A 15,947-nucleotide genomic window follows, 5' to 3' on the forward strand; every position below is an offset into this window, starting at 1 on the left:
CCTTAGCTGATATTCTAACACAAATGCCTTTAAAATTATACAAATATCACTTGAAAATAAAAAATAGGCGATAGATTCTTTATTTTCTATCGCCTCATTATTATTCTTTTGAAATATTTTTAAGTTCTTTAATCCAATCCATACCTTTTTGAATCTCTTTCCAATAAAATAATCCTAGACCCCAAATCAAAACAAACGCACCACTATCAATAAAAACTACTGAAAATGAAGAAAGCGTATATTCAGCTAATGAACCACCTAAAATCATTAAAACCCCTAGCCCAAAAGTTTCTATTAACTTTTTCATAAAAATCTTCTCCTCTTATATATCATAACATAAAAATATGTAGAATTTATGAATGTTTTTGAGATTTCATTTTTCTCCATTCATCCTCTAAAATAGACATTAAAATATCATCAGCGTATTGATTTCCATCTTTGATAGCATCTCTTAGAACACCCTCATGTTTAAATCCTACTTTTTCATAAGTGTGAATGGCTCTTTTGTTGAAGGAAAAGACATCTAAAGAGATACGATGCAATTTTAAAACATCAAAAGCAAATGACAATGTCTGATCAATCATCCATGTTCCAATACCCTGTCCACGTGCTTGATGATGAAATATCGCAATTCTAAAATTAGCACTCTTCAATTCATAATCAATCTCATTAATAACACTTTCCCCTACAATATGTCCCTCAGGATCAATTAAAATAAAGTCATAACGATCCTTAGCATCTATACAGCTTATAAAAAAGTTGACCACTTCATCTTGAGTATAAGAAGATTGACTCCCTGTCAATCTCACTATATCTGGATCTATTGAATTAAAGTTGTTTTCATAATATTCCATAGCATCTTCTTTTTGCGTTAATCTTAAAGTATAACCATCTTTTTGATATATGATTTCTCTTTCCATAAGTCTCACTCCCTCTATAAGTATACAATAAATGATGATTATATGAAAAAAGAACATTATTTTTTCATGAATTTATGGTATGATATTATCACTAGGAAAGGAATGATGAAATTGAAAAAGAAAACTCTTGCTTGTGCAGCTTTATTATCTGGTGCTATTGTTGGCTTTGTAGGTGTCACTGCAATTGATTTTGCCTGTCATAAAAGCACACCACTTAATAAAATGAAACCAAAAGTTGATCCACGTATTGAAAAATATCTTCCTTGGTTAAAACAACAACATTTTGAAACATGGGAAATGACTTCAAATGATGGTTTAAAACTCAAAGCTAAATTTTTAAAAGCTGATAGAGATACAAATAAAGTATTAATTGCTGTTCATGGTTATCGTTCATATAATTTAAAAGAATATGCCTATTATATTAAATTTTATCATAATCTAGGATTCCATATTTTATTGCCAGATAATCGTGCTCATGGAGAAAGTGAAGGCACATATATTGGATTTGGATGGTTAGATCGATTAGATTGTATTCAATGGATTCATCAGGTTAAAGATTATTTTCATAAAGATTTACAAATTGTTTTACATGGTATATCAATGGGAAGTGCCACTGTTCTCATGGCTAGTGGTGAAGAACTTCCTGATGATGTCAAATGTATTATTTCTGATTGTGGATTTACAAGTGTTCTTGATGAATTTAAACATGAACTTCATCAAAGACATATTCCTGCTTCTCTTGTCTTACCAACTGCAACTTTATTAAGTAAAAAACGTGTAGGATATAGCTTCAAAGAAGCTTCAACAATTGAACAAGTTAAAAAATCTAAAACACCAACTTTATTTATACATGGTGATCGTGATAATTTTGTGCCAACCTATATGGTTTATGATCTTTATAATGCATGTAGTGCTGATAAAGATTTATTGATTGTTGAGGGAGCTGGTCATGCGCAAAGCTATTTGGTTGATCCTCAATTATGTGAAAGCACAATTATTGAATTTATGAATAAATACGTTAAAGAGTAAAAAATGACTGATTTTCAGTCATTTTTCTTTTAATAATAAATTCTTATATCTGTTAGTGATGATAAAATGGACATCTTTCTTTGATACATTGTTGATTCAAATGAGAAAACTCACATTTTTCATCAGTATCTTCTAATAGAATACCATACGTTTCTTCAACGAATTTGATAGCTGTTTTTAACGAAAGATAAGCATTTCTTTTACAACATCTTGGTCCTCCAACTTCAGCTATGTTGCCAAGTGCTAATGAAGTCAGTTTTAAATTATCTTTATAATATTCATTATCTGATAATGGTGTTGTCTGATGAATAATCGCTAAAGCTGCACCAACAGAAGAACTTGATCCACAAATTCCCCATTGTCCGCAAGTTGCTCCTGGCATTTTCTTTCCTCTAACTTCTAGCTCATCTAAGGCTTTTGGAAAATCAAATTCAACTCCTACATTATGCATAGCAGTCAAAAAAGCATATCCATCAATAATATGATGAACCGGTCCATGGATTGGTATATTTTCAATTTTCATCAATTTCTTCACAATTTTTATTGGATTTTGACTTGTTTCTTTTAAACATATATCTTTGATTATTTGCATATTTTCATCCATAAATTTCACCTCTCTTTTTATTGTATATAAACATTCTTAGACATTCAATAAATTCAAAAAGAAAAAGTTGTATATGTACAGTAAAATAAATCATAAATATCGTTCGATTTCTAAAATGAATATCAAAAAACAAACAATACCTGAAGAGCTTTTATTGAATTAAAAAACCGTACAAAAAGTACGGTTATAATGTGTGTTAGTCGTTTATCTTCTTTTGATTATGAATTTGCTTTTGAAGCTTCTTCTTCTAATTTTTGTTTTTCCATTAATTTAAAGAATGGATAATATAAAACAATATCTAATATAATTAATCCAATAACCATAAATGCTGCTTTAATATCCATACATCCTAATGCAGCTCCTAATGGTGCTGGTGTTGTCCATGGTGTTTCAATAACACCTTTACCTACCCAATTAACTGCCATTAAACCATAAGCAATAATAGAGTTAACAACTGGTACAAATATAAATGGTATCATCATCAATGGATTTAATACCATTGGTAAACCAAAGATAATTGGTTCGTTAATATTGAATATTGCTGGACCTATAGATAATTTACCTAATGTCTTTAATTCTACTGATTTAGATCTTAATAATAAGAGACATAATCCTAAAGTGGCACCTCCACCACCTAATGTAATAACATAAGACCAGAATGATTGCGTAAAGAAATGTACAATAGGTTCACCTGCACTAAATGCAGTAATATTAGCCATTAAATACATTTGCATAAATGGTAATCTAATTGGTTGAGTAATACTTGCACCATGTAAACCAAAGAACCAGAATACTTGTGCAATAATAGTAATTAAACAAATACCTACTAATGAATCTAATCCTGATACTGCAGGTGCCAATATTGTCATAATCATACTTGGTAATAATTCACCACTAAAGTTTTGTACAATTAATGATATTGCATAGAAAATTATAACACATACAAATAAAGGAATAATTGCATCAAATGATGATGTAATTGCAGGTGGTACCCCTTCAGGCATTTTGAATCTAATGTTCTTATTAATTAAGAAGCGCATAATTTCTACACAGCCTATAGAACAAATAATTCCTGTAAAAATACCTTTAGCATCCAAGAATGTTGTTGGAATATAACTTCCTACTTGAGTTAACATATCAGTTACAGCAGTTCCTTCTTGAATCACACTAGCTGGAACAGCTGACATAGAAGGTGCAGATACAATTAAAAATACTGCAGTAGTCACAATAGATGCATTCAATGGTGCCATATCGTATCTTTTTGCAAGATTATAAGAAATTGCAAAACATACAAATAACCCCATTAACGCCATTGTCATGTTGTAAGGTACTTGTAAAGCTGCTTTATATGTTTGAGCCCAATTATACCAACCCATCAACATGTCACTAATAAATCCCCAGTTTGGCAATGTATCTGGAGTAAATGGCGGTGTTGAAATAATTAAACAAACCCCACCTAGAATAGACAATGGAATTGCTACAACCATACCATCACGAATAGAAGCCAAATGAATTTGGTTTCCCAACTTATTAGCTACAGGGACTAAGGTACGATTCGCAAGTTCATTAAACTTTTCCATAAAATTCATATCAATCTCCCCTTTCATTTAATTGTTTTGATTATATAAAAAAACACAAAATTTGACACCATTTTTCCATATAATTGAAAACATTTCCAACTTTTGGAAATATATTGATTATTATAATTATAATCATATATAATAATACAATTGTTTTTGTATATTTAACAAATTTAATCAAAATTTGTATTATTTTCTTAAATTGTTGATTGACAAAATAAATATATAATCTATAATGAGTGGTGTGTGTTAGTGTTATCTTCTTATGATATACAGATTCATAAGGAGGAAAAAATATGAAATTAATTATTGAAGAATCTGAAAAGAAAATGAGTGAAAGTGCAATGCACATCTTATTAGGAGCTATGATGCAAGATAAGAGAGTTAATATTTCTTTAACAGCAGGTCGTTCTCCTAAAATGCTTTATCAAATGATGATTCCAGAAGTTAAAGATCAAGATAAGTTTAAAAATATTCATTATTATCTATTTGATGAAGCTCCATATCAAGATAAAAAATATGGTCCTAACTGGGATGAAATGCAAGAATTATTTTTCAAAGATGCACATATTCCAGAAGATCATATTCATACAACGACTATGGAAAACTGGGAAACTTATGATTGGGATATCAGAGAACATGGTGGTTTAGATGTGATGTTAATTGGTTTAGGTTGGGATGGACATTTCTGTAGTAACTGTCCAAGATGTACACCAATGGATAGCTATACTTACCCTATGGATAGAAAAACAAAAAATGCTGCAAATCCAACTTATCCAGCAAAAGAACATCTTCCTATCACATTATCTATGGGACCAAAAAGTTTGATGAGAGTTAAACATCTTGTTATGATTGTAACTGGTAAAGAAAAAGCTGAAATTTTAAAACAAATGTTAGATTCTCCAATTTCTGATGAATTACCATCTACTATTTTAAAACTTCATCCTAACTTTACTATTATTTGTGATAAAGATGCTGCTTCTCTATTAGATATGAAAGATTACCCAGAACATAGAATGTAATTATTGGTGACTATAAACTCTGCAGAGTTTATAGTCATTTTTTACATATATACTTTCCAAATTTTGGAAAAATAAAAAATAATATATTTATATTTGATATAATCATGTTATGGAGTGATGATTATGTCAAAAAAGAAAAAACAAAAAATAAAACCTGAAACAAAGATGGATATTATAGAAACAAGAGTAAGAAGATGTGTTGCAATGATTATAGATTGGTATATTACCCATATGATTGTTGTTATACCTATAACATTTTATTTAAGAGATGGTGATTATTTAAAGCCATATATGTTTGATTTATCACACTATTCTTTCTCTATCGGTTTATTTTTAGGTCTATTTGGAATATTTGTAGGTGTTTTCTATTATATAGTTATTCCTACATATCTTTGGAAAGGTCAAACAATTGGTAAAAAAATATGCAAAGTCAAAGTTGTTACTGAAGAAAGAGAAGATATAAATTTAGCATGTATGTTAAAAAGAGAACTGATTGGAGCAACTCTTTTAGAAGGTGGTATTGTTGTAACAAGTTCATATATTAGAAAGCTCATTGAATTTTTTGGATTTATGCAAGTTGCTCAAATTCTTCAATATATTGCCTATGGTTTAACACTTATTTCTATTATTTATGCTTATTTTAATAAAAAATCACAATCTTTTCATGATAAGATAGCAAAAACAATAGTCATAAAAAATTAATGTTGTGAAATCCCTTTTCTACATGATATAATCATGTCAAATTAAGGAGGGATTTTTTATGTTTAATCTCGTTATCATACTTTTATCAACAATTAATAGTGAACCTAAAGATTCTAATAATTATAAAATAGCAAAATTCTTAATAGAAAACATTAGGAATCTAGAGGATTTCTCTATATCTGAACTTGCAAAAACATGTTATGTTTCTAATTCTAGTGTTTCACGTTTCTGTAGAGAGATTGGCCTTAATGATTTTAATTCTTTAAAAACCCAAATAGCAAAAATTCCTCTTGAATACCAGCATGCGCATCATAAATTTGATTTCAAAAGTTTTGATGAACAAAGTTTATCTAAATCATATACTTTATCAGTTATAGATAATTTAAATATGCTTTATTCTACAGAATTAGATAAACAGATCAAAGAGCTCGTTATTGATATATATCAATATAAACACGTTGCTGCATTTGGATATATGCATTCTCAAAATGTTGCCTTAAATATGCAATATGATCTTCAAACAAGTGAGAAAATGATTTTTACAAGAATTAAATTTGCTGATCAAATAGATTATATATCTCATTCTCATGAAGATACTTTAATTATCATTTTTTCTGATACGGGAACATATTTTAATCGTGTTTTCTCTAGAACAATACCTTTTAAAAATAATAAATCTAAACCTAAGATTGTCATGATAACATCTGCAGATAATCTTAATCTTCCTTATGTAGATAAGTATATTTGTTATAAAAGGAGAAAAGATTATTCTAGTCATCCTTATGCGCTGACTATGATTGCTGATATGATATGTATAGAATATTCTAACTACATACAAGAAAAGAATATTTAAAAAACCGAGAAAAATCTCGGTTTTTATTTACTAAACATATTAACAACTGATCTAATCATGGCTCCTGTTGCACCAGTACCATCATTGTCCGCTGTTCCTGCAATATCTAGGTGAATCCATTTTGTACCTTCTTCTACAAAAGCATTCAAGAAATTAGCCGCAATACTTGCTCCTGCACCAGGTTTTCCCATAGAATTTTTGAAATCTGCGCTATTTGATTTAATTTTTGCAAAATATTCATCATCCATTGGTAAACGCCATCCCTTTTCATCAGCTGCTTTCATGGCTTGTTCAAATTCTTGATAATAGGCATCATCATTAGCGAAAACACCTGTATAAACATCTCCTAAAGCAGCTACGCATGCTCCTGTAAGAGTCGCTAAATCAATAAGATGAGTAGCTCCTAATTTTTGTGCATATGTGATAGCATCACATAAGATCAGTCGTCCTTCTGCATCTGTGCTTACGACCTCGACTGTCTTTCCTGATAGTGTTGTGATGACATCCTGTGGTTTATAGGCTTTTCCATTCACCAGATTCTCTGTCACTGGAATGATTCCGTAAACATTTGTCTTGGCTTGGATACCAGCAAGAATCTTCATGATTCCTAAAACATCTGCTCCTCCACACATGTCATACTTCATGCCATAGCTGTTTGATTTCAGGTTGTATCCTCCTGAATCAAATGTAATTCCTTTTCCTATCACGGCTTTATGTGGTGCATTTCCATTATGCGTATACTTCAATACAATCATGTAGGCAGGTATATGACTTCCCTGATTGACGGACAGAATGCCTCCTGCTTTCATTTCCTCTAAGGCACTCTTGTTGAGTATTGTATATTCAATGTTATACGCCTTAGCCAGTTCGACAGCTTCTTTCACCATGTCTTCTGGTGTCATCAGATTGGATGGTGTATCGGCAAGTCTTCTGGCATAGTTGATGCCTTCTCCATAGATTCTTCCTGTTTCAATATCCTTTTCAACATATCCTGATGATACAATATCCAAGTCAGCTATCATTTTCGCATCATGTCCAATCTTGCATTCCTGATACTGGGCAATGATATGTGATTCTACCCATATTCTGACAAAGGCATGCTTGTCAATACCTTCATCAAGATGATCAGTCATCAGCTGAACAGGCTCGTTAATATTTTTTGAAATATTCAAAACTAACTTTCTAAGTTTGGCTGTAGTTAGTTCACTGACATCACCAAGTCCCACAAAAAGAATATAAGGGAAATCATATTTTCCAAGTGTATAGACTTTTGTGGATTGATTGAAGTCTTTATTAATGATTGTGTTGATATCATATCCTAAGGTATCACATATATCATTCAAGACACTTTGATGATGATAGATCGGATAAATCATTATTTTATTGTCTGGTTGTTTTAACTGTTTCATGAAACAATCCTCCTTATGATATATATCATATCACTTTTTGAGAACGAAATAAAATAATTCATTAATTTTACCCTTAATCCTATAATATTTGCTTATTCTCTTATTTTTTAAAGAGAATAAAAAATATGAAACATATTGTTTCATATCAAAATAGCCAATCCCATATCAAGGATTTTGTTTCTATATCTTCAGTTGTTTCACAATAATTGACCTTTAAATCTCCTGTTAAAGTTTTCCCTTTTCCTTTTCCTAAAACAATAGTATAAACACCCTGTTTAAAGGTTGCCTGATAATCACTCTGGTGATCAGCTAAAGCCTGATCTGGATTATCAACCCCTTTGACCCATTCTTTATAATCTGTTAGTAATTGATTTTTTATATCATACATGTCTTGAATATCAGTTTGCTGATAACTGTTAGATATAATTTTATATTTAGGAACGTCACTTTTCGCTTCAACACTGACACATAACATGCATACAAGTATAATAAAAACGATTTTTTTTATATTGTTCATATTGTTTATCACCTCATATGTGAATTATGAACACATATAAAAACTTTATACCTCAATAAATAATCTTTTTTGAAGAAGATATTGCCAGACTTTAATAAGCCTACCAATCATAACTGCTGAAATGATAGTTCCTATACCTATTCCCATAATAGGATTATGTGTTATCCAACTTAAAACAAGCGAACATAAAATCATAGAAATATCAAACATATTTTTGACATTATAGAAAGGATAATGGAAAACTTCACTTATTGTTTTCACAATGCCATCGCCTGGATTCAATACAAAGTTTGTTTCACTTGTCAAATAAACGCCTAAAGAAATACAAAGTAAAGCGATACATAATAGTAACAGTGAATGTATAAAAGATGATGGTGTTATATGAATGATATAATCATAAAAATCATTAAGATAACCAAATACAAAAGATAACGGTATTTCTAAAAGGTATTCCTTAGTTATTTTCTTTGATAATAAACATTGTATTCCAACAAACACTATATACCAGATAATAGAGGCTGTTCCTAATGATATATGAAATATTTGACTTGTTGTATAAATGGAACTTGATAAAGCAGCAACTCCCAGTCCTGTAGAAATATTCAATACAATTCCTAATGCTAAAAAATTTAAACCAATAATATAAATAATGATTTTTTTCATAATCTAACTCCTTCAATTTATACTTATTTTAATCAATTTATTATAATTGTCTCATATAAAAACGATATAATATAATAACTAAAAGTTATAATAAAGGAGTTTTTCTATGAATATTCAACAATTAAAATGCTTTGTCGAAGTTTCTAAAACTTTAAACTTTACAAAAGCCAGTCAAAATCTATTTATTTCTCAAACAGTTGTTAGTAATCATATTAAACATTTAGAAGAAACACTTGGTTTTCATTTGTTTATAAGAAACAAAAAGCATGTTCAGTTAACTCAACAAGGAAAAATCTTTTTAAAAAGTGCTCTTAAAGTCTTGGAAGCAAATCAAGAATGTTATCAAACGATTCAATATTTACATCATGAAAATTTTGGTCAATTAAGAATTGGATATTTAAAAGGTATTGAACATTGCATTATGATTAAAAATATTCAGAATTTTTATCAACACAATAAACATATGGATATTCAGCTTTATTGTGATTCTAGACAAGAAATTGAAGAGCTGTTAAAAAATCATAAAGTCGATTGTGTATTTACTGCTAGAGTTGGTCATGATCCTATTCCTTTTGAAGATCAGTTTGATTATCTCCATATTTATTCTTATCCATTTGTTGTTGCTATGAATAAAAATCATATTTTATCTTCATATCCTTCTTTAGACTATTTTGATATAAAAAATCAAACACATGTGATTATGGATACAAGTCATCCTGATTTTAAAAGCCATGATTTAGATACTCTTTTCATGCATTTAGCTATTAGTCAGGATACTGCTATCTTAGCCCAATTTGTTGAAGATTATTATGCTTATCAAAAATATCTTTGCTTTTTACCTTTAAAAGACTTTTCTCAACAATTCCATATTTATCTGATTTGGCATAAAAACTCTCAAAATAAAAGTTTGAATGCATTTTTACAAAGTATCAAAAAAGAGAAAGAATAATGTTTCTTCCTCTTATTGATAGTCTTCCTGTACATCAAAAGTAATTAAATCATCAAAAGTCTGTCTTCTAATCACTAATTTACTTTTGCCCTGATATGTAAAAACAACAGCTGGCTTTGGTAACTGATTATAGTTAGAAGACATGGAATAATGATAGGCCCCTGTTGAAAATTGAGCAAAGATATCACCAGGTTCAGGATATGGTAACATAATGTCTTTAACAACAATATCAGCAGATTCACAAACCTTTCCAGCAACAGTCACTTTTGTATCACGACGTTCATAAGCTTTATTAACGATAATACCATCATATTGCGCATCATATAAAGCTGTTCTAATATTATCCGTCATTCCACCATCAACACTCATATAAGTACGAACATCTGGAATGTCTTTGACTGCTCCTACTGTATATAATGTAATTCCAGCATTACCAACAACATAACGTCCTGGTTCTACAAGTACCATTGGCATTTCCCAACCACGTTTATCATAACCATCTTTAATAATATTCATGATTTCAGAAGTGATTGTTTCAAATTCTAGTGGTTCATCTTTTTTAGTATAGGCAATTCCATATCCACCACCAGCATTTATCTTTTTCACCATAATACCTAATTGATCATATATTTCATAGGCAAAACGTACAAAACGATGCATAGCACTGATATAAGCATATAAATCAAAAACCTGTGAACCAATATGGCAATGTATACCTTCAAATTCAATATGTGTAGAATCGGCAATTTGTTGGATAGCTTTTAAATAAATGCCATTTCTAGCACTGAAACCAAACTTTGTATCTTTATGTCCAGTTTGAATATATCCATGTCCACCAGCTTTAATTTCTGGCACAACTCTTACAGTTGCATAAATGGTTTTATCGTATTGAGTTACTATTTTTTCAATTAATTCTATCTCATAAAAATTATCAATCACAAAATGATCAACATCATGAGCTATCGCATAATCTATTTCAGATGGAAGTTTATTATTTCCATGGAAATAAATTTTATGAGGATCAAAACCAGCTTTTAAGGCAATAGAAATCTCTCCTGCACTCACACAGTCAATACCAATACCATATTCACTGGCAATTTTATATATCTCTAAACAACTAAATGACTTTGAAGCAAATAATGGCAAAACATTATCATACTTATCTAAAAACTTTGTTTTTAATTCTTCAAATTGATGTCTTATATGTCCTTCACTCATAACATAAAGTGGCGTTCCATATTTTTTAACTAAATCCATTGCATTGACATCATCAATATATAAACTACGATCCCTAATTTGAGCAAACTGTGTCTGTAAAACCATTGTTCTTCCCCTTTAATATAAATTCTTTAAACTAAATAAACCATTTTCTTTATCAGCAATCTTCAAACATGCTGAAATAGCCCCTTGTACAAAAACTTCTTTTGATAAAGCTGTATGTTTCACTTCAATAATTTCATCATGTCCCGCAAATAAAACACTATGTTCACCAAAAATCGTTCCAGCACGCACAGATTGAATACCAACTTCATTTCTTTCACGTTTATGATGAACAGTAGAACGATCATAAACTTCTTTTGTCTCTTCAATATCTTCATGAATCACATCATATAAAAGTTTAGCTGTTCCACTTGGTGCATCAATTTTTTGATTATGATGTTTTTCAATAATTTCAATATCATATCCATTTTCATAAAATTCTTTCGCTACTTCTTTGACAATCTTTGTTAACATAGAAACACCAAAAGATGTGTTATATGATTGAAAAATAGGAATTTGTGAAGATGCTTCTTCAATATGTAAAATTTGTTGTTCACTATATCCTGTAGTTGCTAGAACAAGTGCACAATGATTTCTAACACCAAATTTTAAAATATCATTTAAATTATCTGGATGCGAAAAATCAATAATAGCATCTACTTTTTCATGAACTTCATTTAAAGATGCATACATTTTTTCATCAATTTTCGCATCAAAGACAGGAGAAACAACACCAACTAAATTCATTTGGGCGTTATCTCTCACCGCTTGCGTTACTTTTTTACCCATTAAACCAAAACCATAAACCAATACATTCATATTAATAGCCCTTCTTTTCAAATCTTTCCATAGCATCAAATAATAATTGTTTATTTTTTTCTGTTGTTGGGATTAATGGTCTTCTGACCATTTCACCACATACACCCATTTTTTTAAGTGCAGCCTTAGGCATAATTGGATTGACATCAATAAATAAATATTTGCTGACATCATTGAAATCATATGCCATTTGTCTAGCTAAATCCATATCACCATGTAGCACAGCTTGAGCAAATTTTTCTGTTTCTCTTGGATAAAGATTAGATAAAACAGAAATGACCCCTTTTCCTCCCGCAGCAATAAACGGTAAAATATTATCATCACAGCCACTATACATATCAAAATCTAAGTCTTTTGTGTGTGTTAAAACATCCATAGCATAAGCAATATTATCAGTTGCATCTTTCATAGCCTTAATATTTCTATGTTTAGCAAGTTCTAAAACTGTATCTACTGCAATATTCATTCCTGTACGACCTGGTACATTATATATAATCATTGGAATATCAACACGATCTGCAATATAAGTATAATGATCAATTAAACCTCTTTGACTTGTCTTATTATAATAAGGTGTTACAACTAAAATAGCATCTGCGCCAACTTCTTTTGCAAACTTTGCTTTTTTCAAAGCTGTTTCTGTATCATTTGAACCAGCTCCCGCAATCACTTTCACACCTGTTCCTTTTGTCATTTCCATGACAATCTTTGTTAATTCAAATTCTTCATCAATATGAATTGTTGGTGTTTCTCCAGTTGTTCCATTCACTAAAAGAGCTTGTACTCCACCATCAATCATTCTTTGCACTTGTCTTTTAAAGCCATCATAATCAATACTTCCATCATCTAACATTGGTAATACAAGCGCAACTGCACTTCCTTCAAAAATTGGTTCCATAATTTTCCTCCTATTTATATTCATTTTGAATTTCTGACAAAGCTAAATCAACATATTCCAATGGAATCACACATGAAATAGATACTTCTGATGTTGTGACTTGAAGTAAAGGAATTTGATGTTTCCCTAATAATGTAAATAACATTGCAGCAACACCTACTTCATCTTTCATTTCATGACTTTCCAGTTTAATTTTCGCAACTTGTCTATTTTGATAAATTTGCATACGTGGATGTTTTGATCTTATTAACGATAAAGCATGATCTAAATTTTTCTGATCATCTTGACTACATGTAAAATCAATACGCATTTCATCTTCTAACATCACTTCAGAAATCATATCTATATTGACATTCATTGAAGAAATGGTTTGAAAAATATCTCCAACAAATAATGAATTCTTTTCTACATTCATGAATTTAACTTGAATAATATGATGATCTGATTCAATCAATTTCAATATTTTCACCTTCTTTAAAATAAAAAATTGCAATGGTACCATTGCAATAATAAATATTATTTTATTAAGGCAATAGCACACCACTTCATTACAAAGTGACAGTGATATAGATATTCTCTATACCCCCAGGCAATAATCACATGCAAATAATTATCCCTTCGGCAATCGTTCCTCCTTCTTTTTAGTTGCATCTATTGATAAAAGAACTCTTAACTCTTGCACCTCTATCTTTTTTTAATACTATCATATGACTTCATTGAAAGCAACCTTTATTTTTTGTTCAATTATGTTATACTTGTAAAAAAAGAAAAGAGGTTTTTATGAATGATTATATTTTATACACTCCTATCCCTATTTCTTATTATAACACCTTTTCTATATTTTCTTCGTATATTTAAACATATGAAAAAAAGTTGGCGTTATACTTTATCTATTTTAACACTTATAGCCATCATAACACTTCTTATAGAAGTCATTTTTCAACCAACATCCTCTTTATGGTTTGTTTGGAACAATATAATAAATTTTTATATCCTATGCTCTTTTTGTTTTTTTATATGGATTGGTTTATATCATTTATGGTGTCATATCATTCATCATAAACATCATTCTTTTTTTATAATATGTCTTTTACTTGTATCTATTTCTATAACTGGTTTAGGATATAGCTCTCATTTTCATAAAGAAATCACAGATTACCATGTCACTATTCCTAAAAATACGACTCTTTCATCATTAAAAATAGCCTTTATAAGTGATATTCATATTGGTAGTGGAACAAGCCCTCAACAAATCAAAAATCTTGTTGATACATTAAATCAAAATCAATATGACCTCATTTGTTTGGGTGGTGATATATTTGATGAAAATTCTCCTCAAGACTATATCGAACAAACATTAAAAATATTATCTGCTGCTCATTGCAAATATGGTATTTATGCAGTTGATGGTAACCATGAAAAATACATTTCTCTATCTAGTCAAAAACTATATCAAAAATACAAAATCACTTATTTAAATGAAAAATTTGTATGTATTGATGGACTGTTTAATATAATAGGACGAGAAGATGTAAGTTTACATTCTTCAACTTCCATAGATACAATTTGTGAAAATATGGATAGTTCACTACCAACCATTGTTTTAGATCACAACCCTGGTCGATATAAAGAAAATCAAAAATATGCTGATATTCAGCTTTCTGGTCATACACATGCTGGACAGATTTTTCCTGGAAATGTCATTACCAATTTGCTTTATGATAATGATTATGGTTTATTGGTACAAGATCATCATTCATTAATTGTTTCCAGTGGTTATGGTTCATGGGGATTTCCTATAAGATTTATGACAAATTGTGAATATGTTGAAGTATATGTTTCATTTTAAGAAAAAATTTTTTTATGGTAGACTTTTGAATTCAAATAATATATCATATGAAAAGCGAGGTACAGGTATTATGGTTATAGAATTAGACAGTCAATTTGAAAATAGAAAAGAAATCATTGAAAATATTGTGAGAAAGGTTATTCAAGATCACAATATTGAAATATCTGATGTTTCTTTTGATAACTTAATTATTCATCTTTCTTTATGTATTTCTAGAGAAATCAATGGAACTTATATTCCAACAAGCGAAAGCCAGATTAATCATTTAAAAAGTCATGAATATTATGGTGTTTCTAAACAAATTATTGATCAATTAGATCAACAATTTCATGTTGAAATTGATGAAAATCAAATTCAATATGTCACTATGTATTTAGCAAATATTAATCTGTTAGATATTGATTTTAATTGTGAGTTTGATTTATGTGATGATGAAACTGAAGATATTATTAATGAAACAATCAACCGTATTGAAGCCGATCTTCAATTAGATTTAAGAAAAAACAAAGAATTCTATACAGGTATAACACTTCATTTCTATCCTGCTTTAGATCGCTTACAAAACAATCATCAACTCACTAACAACCCATTAAAAGATAAAATTCAAGCTCAATTTCAGTTAGAATATAAGTGTGCAGAAATTTTCAATGATATTGTCAATGAACATTATCATAAAAGATTTAATGAACATGAATTAGCTTATATTGCTTTACATTTTGGAACAGCTTTAAAGAAACAGTAATGAAAGTCGAAAGGCTTTCTTTTTTTTGCAAAAAATCAGCTTTATAAGCTGATTTCAGGCTGTTGACAAAGTGGTAGAATTTTTTATTAAATCTACCACTTCTTTTTATTTTTTATGCAAATTGATAAATT

18 protein-coding genes and 1 riboswitch are annotated in these 15,947 nt (G+C 29.6%); of the genes, 7 read left to right on the plus strand and 11 right to left on the minus strand.

The genetic code is table 11. The annotated features are described in order from the left end of the window. Positions 1 to 100: 100 nt before the first annotated feature. Positions 101 to 307 (minus strand): hypothetical protein, encoded by a 207-nt coding sequence (locus ACESR5_RS03405; RefSeq protein ID WP_373154242.1) that lies wholly within the window; start codon positions 305 to 307, stop codon positions 101 to 103. Positions 308 to 353: 46 nt separating this feature from the next. Then, positions 354 to 920, minus strand: a complete 567-nt coding sequence (locus ACESR5_RS03410; RefSeq protein WP_373154244.1) for a GNAT family N-acetyltransferase — start codon at positions 918 to 920, stop codon at positions 354 to 356. 105 nt (positions 921 to 1,025) lie between these two features. On the opposite strand from ACESR5_RS03410, the gene ACESR5_RS03415 reads away from it, so the two are divergent. Next, positions 1,026 to 1,949: an alpha/beta hydrolase gene (locus tag ACESR5_RS03415; protein ID WP_373154246.1), complete on the plus strand. Its 924-nt coding sequence runs from the start codon at positions 1,026 to 1,028 to the stop codon at positions 1,947 to 1,949. A gap of 52 nt (positions 1,950 to 2,001) precedes the next feature. On the opposite strand, the gene ACESR5_RS03420 is transcribed toward ACESR5_RS03415, so the two are convergent. Together ACESR5_RS03420 and ACESR5_RS03425 are read right to left on the minus strand one after the other, a co-directional pair. After that, complete coding sequence (locus ACESR5_RS03420) at positions 2,002 to 2,553, minus strand: DUF5714 domain-containing protein (protein WP_087305194.1); 552 nt, start codon at positions 2,551 to 2,553, stop codon at positions 2,002 to 2,004. A 218-nt stretch (positions 2,554 to 2,771) separates the two neighbouring features. Next, positions 2,772 to 4,142 carry a PTS sugar transporter subunit IIC gene (locus tag ACESR5_RS03425; protein ID WP_373154247.1) on the minus strand — a complete coding sequence of 457 codons (1,371 nt, stop codon included), beginning with the start codon at positions 4,140 to 4,142 and terminating at the stop codon, positions 2,772 to 2,774. Between the two features lie 287 nt (positions 4,143 to 4,429). Here ACESR5_RS03425 and ACESR5_RS03430 point away from each other — a divergent pair, with 287 nt between their 5' ends. The 3 genes from ACESR5_RS03430 (at position 4,430) to ACESR5_RS03440 (ending at position 6,710) form a co-directional block, all read left to right on the plus strand. Then, positions 4,430 to 5,155, plus strand: a complete 726-nt coding sequence (locus ACESR5_RS03430) for a glucosamine-6-phosphate deaminase (RefSeq protein ID WP_168081595.1) — start codon at positions 4,430 to 4,432, stop codon at positions 5,153 to 5,155. Between the two features lie 123 nt (positions 5,156 to 5,278). Then, a complete protein-coding gene (locus ACESR5_RS03435) occupies positions 5,279 to 5,857 on the plus strand; it encodes an RDD family protein (protein WP_289528229.1) in 579 nt (192 codons plus the stop codon). 58 nt (positions 5,858 to 5,915) lie between these two features. Further along, positions 5,916 to 6,710 (plus strand): MurR/RpiR family transcriptional regulator, encoded by a 795-nt coding sequence (locus ACESR5_RS03440; RefSeq protein ID WP_373154248.1) that lies wholly within the window; start codon positions 5,916 to 5,918, stop codon positions 6,708 to 6,710. A gap of 23 nt (positions 6,711 to 6,733) precedes the next feature. Here the strand turns inward: ACESR5_RS03440 and ACESR5_RS03445 are convergent, their stop codons facing one another. The 3 genes from ACESR5_RS03445 to ACESR5_RS03455 all read right to left on the minus strand — a co-directional run bounded on the left by ACESR5_RS03445 (position 6,734) and on the right by ACESR5_RS03455 (position 9,299). Further along, a complete protein-coding gene (locus ACESR5_RS03445; protein ID WP_373154249.1) occupies positions 6,734 to 8,119 on the minus strand; it encodes a M17 family metallopeptidase in 1,386 nt (461 codons plus the stop codon). A gap of 145 nt (positions 8,120 to 8,264) precedes the next feature. Beyond that, a complete protein-coding gene (locus ACESR5_RS03450) occupies positions 8,265 to 8,636 on the minus strand; it encodes a hypothetical protein (RefSeq protein ID WP_224762555.1) in 372 nt (123 codons plus the stop codon). 45 nt (positions 8,637 to 8,681) lie between these two features. After that, on the minus strand, positions 8,682 to 9,299 hold the full coding sequence (locus tag ACESR5_RS03455; RefSeq protein WP_373154251.1) for a YitT family protein: 618 nt from the start codon (positions 9,297 to 9,299) through the stop codon (positions 8,682 to 8,684). Positions 9,300 to 9,405: 106 nt separating this feature from the next. Here ACESR5_RS03455 and ACESR5_RS03460 point away from each other — a divergent pair, with 106 nt between their 5' ends. After that, complete coding sequence (locus tag ACESR5_RS03460) at positions 9,406 to 10,248, plus strand: LysR family transcriptional regulator (protein WP_373154253.1); 843 nt, start codon at positions 9,406 to 9,408, stop codon at positions 10,246 to 10,248. Between the two features lie 12 nt (positions 10,249 to 10,260). Here the strand turns inward: ACESR5_RS03460 and lysA are convergent, their stop codons facing one another. Genes lysA through ACESR5_RS03480 form a run of 4 tightly spaced genes read right to left on the minus strand, consistent with a single transcriptional unit; the run spans position 10,261 to position 13,685 of the window. Continuing rightward, the gene (gene lysA, locus ACESR5_RS03465; RefSeq protein ID WP_373154255.1) at positions 10,261 to 11,571 is read right to left on the minus strand and encodes a diaminopimelate decarboxylase; all 1,311 of its coding nucleotides are present in this window, start codon (positions 11,569 to 11,571) and stop codon (positions 10,261 to 10,263) included. A 12-nt stretch (positions 11,572 to 11,583) separates the two neighbouring features. After that, complete coding sequence (dapB, locus tag ACESR5_RS03470) at positions 11,584 to 12,327, minus strand: 4-hydroxy-tetrahydrodipicolinate reductase (RefSeq protein ID WP_087245841.1); 744 nt, start codon at positions 12,325 to 12,327, stop codon at positions 11,584 to 11,586. Between the two features lies 1 nt (position 12,328). Next, positions 12,329 to 13,225 carry a 4-hydroxy-tetrahydrodipicolinate synthase gene (dapA, locus tag ACESR5_RS03475; RefSeq protein WP_373154256.1) on the minus strand — a complete coding sequence of 299 codons (897 nt, stop codon included), beginning with the start codon at positions 13,223 to 13,225 and terminating at the stop codon, positions 12,329 to 12,331. Between the two features lie 10 nt (positions 13,226 to 13,235). Beyond that, a complete protein-coding gene (locus ACESR5_RS03480) occupies positions 13,236 to 13,685 on the minus strand; it encodes an ACT domain-containing protein (protein WP_240924514.1) in 450 nt (149 codons plus the stop codon). A 65-nt stretch (positions 13,686 to 13,750) separates the two neighbouring features. After that, positions 13,751 to 13,920, minus strand: a riboswitch (Lysine riboswitch). 167 nt (positions 13,921 to 14,087) lie between these two features. On the opposite strand from ACESR5_RS03480, the gene ACESR5_RS03485 reads away from it, so the two are divergent. Both ACESR5_RS03485 and ACESR5_RS03490 read left to right on the plus strand, forming a co-directional pair. Continuing rightward, complete coding sequence (locus tag ACESR5_RS03485; protein ID WP_158094002.1) at positions 14,088 to 15,074, plus strand: metallophosphoesterase; 987 nt, start codon at positions 14,088 to 14,090, stop codon at positions 15,072 to 15,074. Positions 15,075 to 15,144: 70 nt separating this feature from the next. Then, a complete protein-coding gene (locus tag ACESR5_RS03490) occupies positions 15,145 to 15,816 on the plus strand; it encodes a transcription antiterminator (RefSeq protein ID WP_087245858.1) in 672 nt (223 codons plus the stop codon). Positions 15,817 to 15,947: the final 131 nt, after the last annotated feature.

Origin of the sequence: Clostridium sp. AUH-JLR23 (assembly GCF_964238065.1) — a bacterium.
Lineage (GTDB): Bacteria > Bacillota_I > Bacilli_A > Erysipelotrichales > Coprobacillaceae > Allocoprobacillus > Allocoprobacillus merdigallinarum.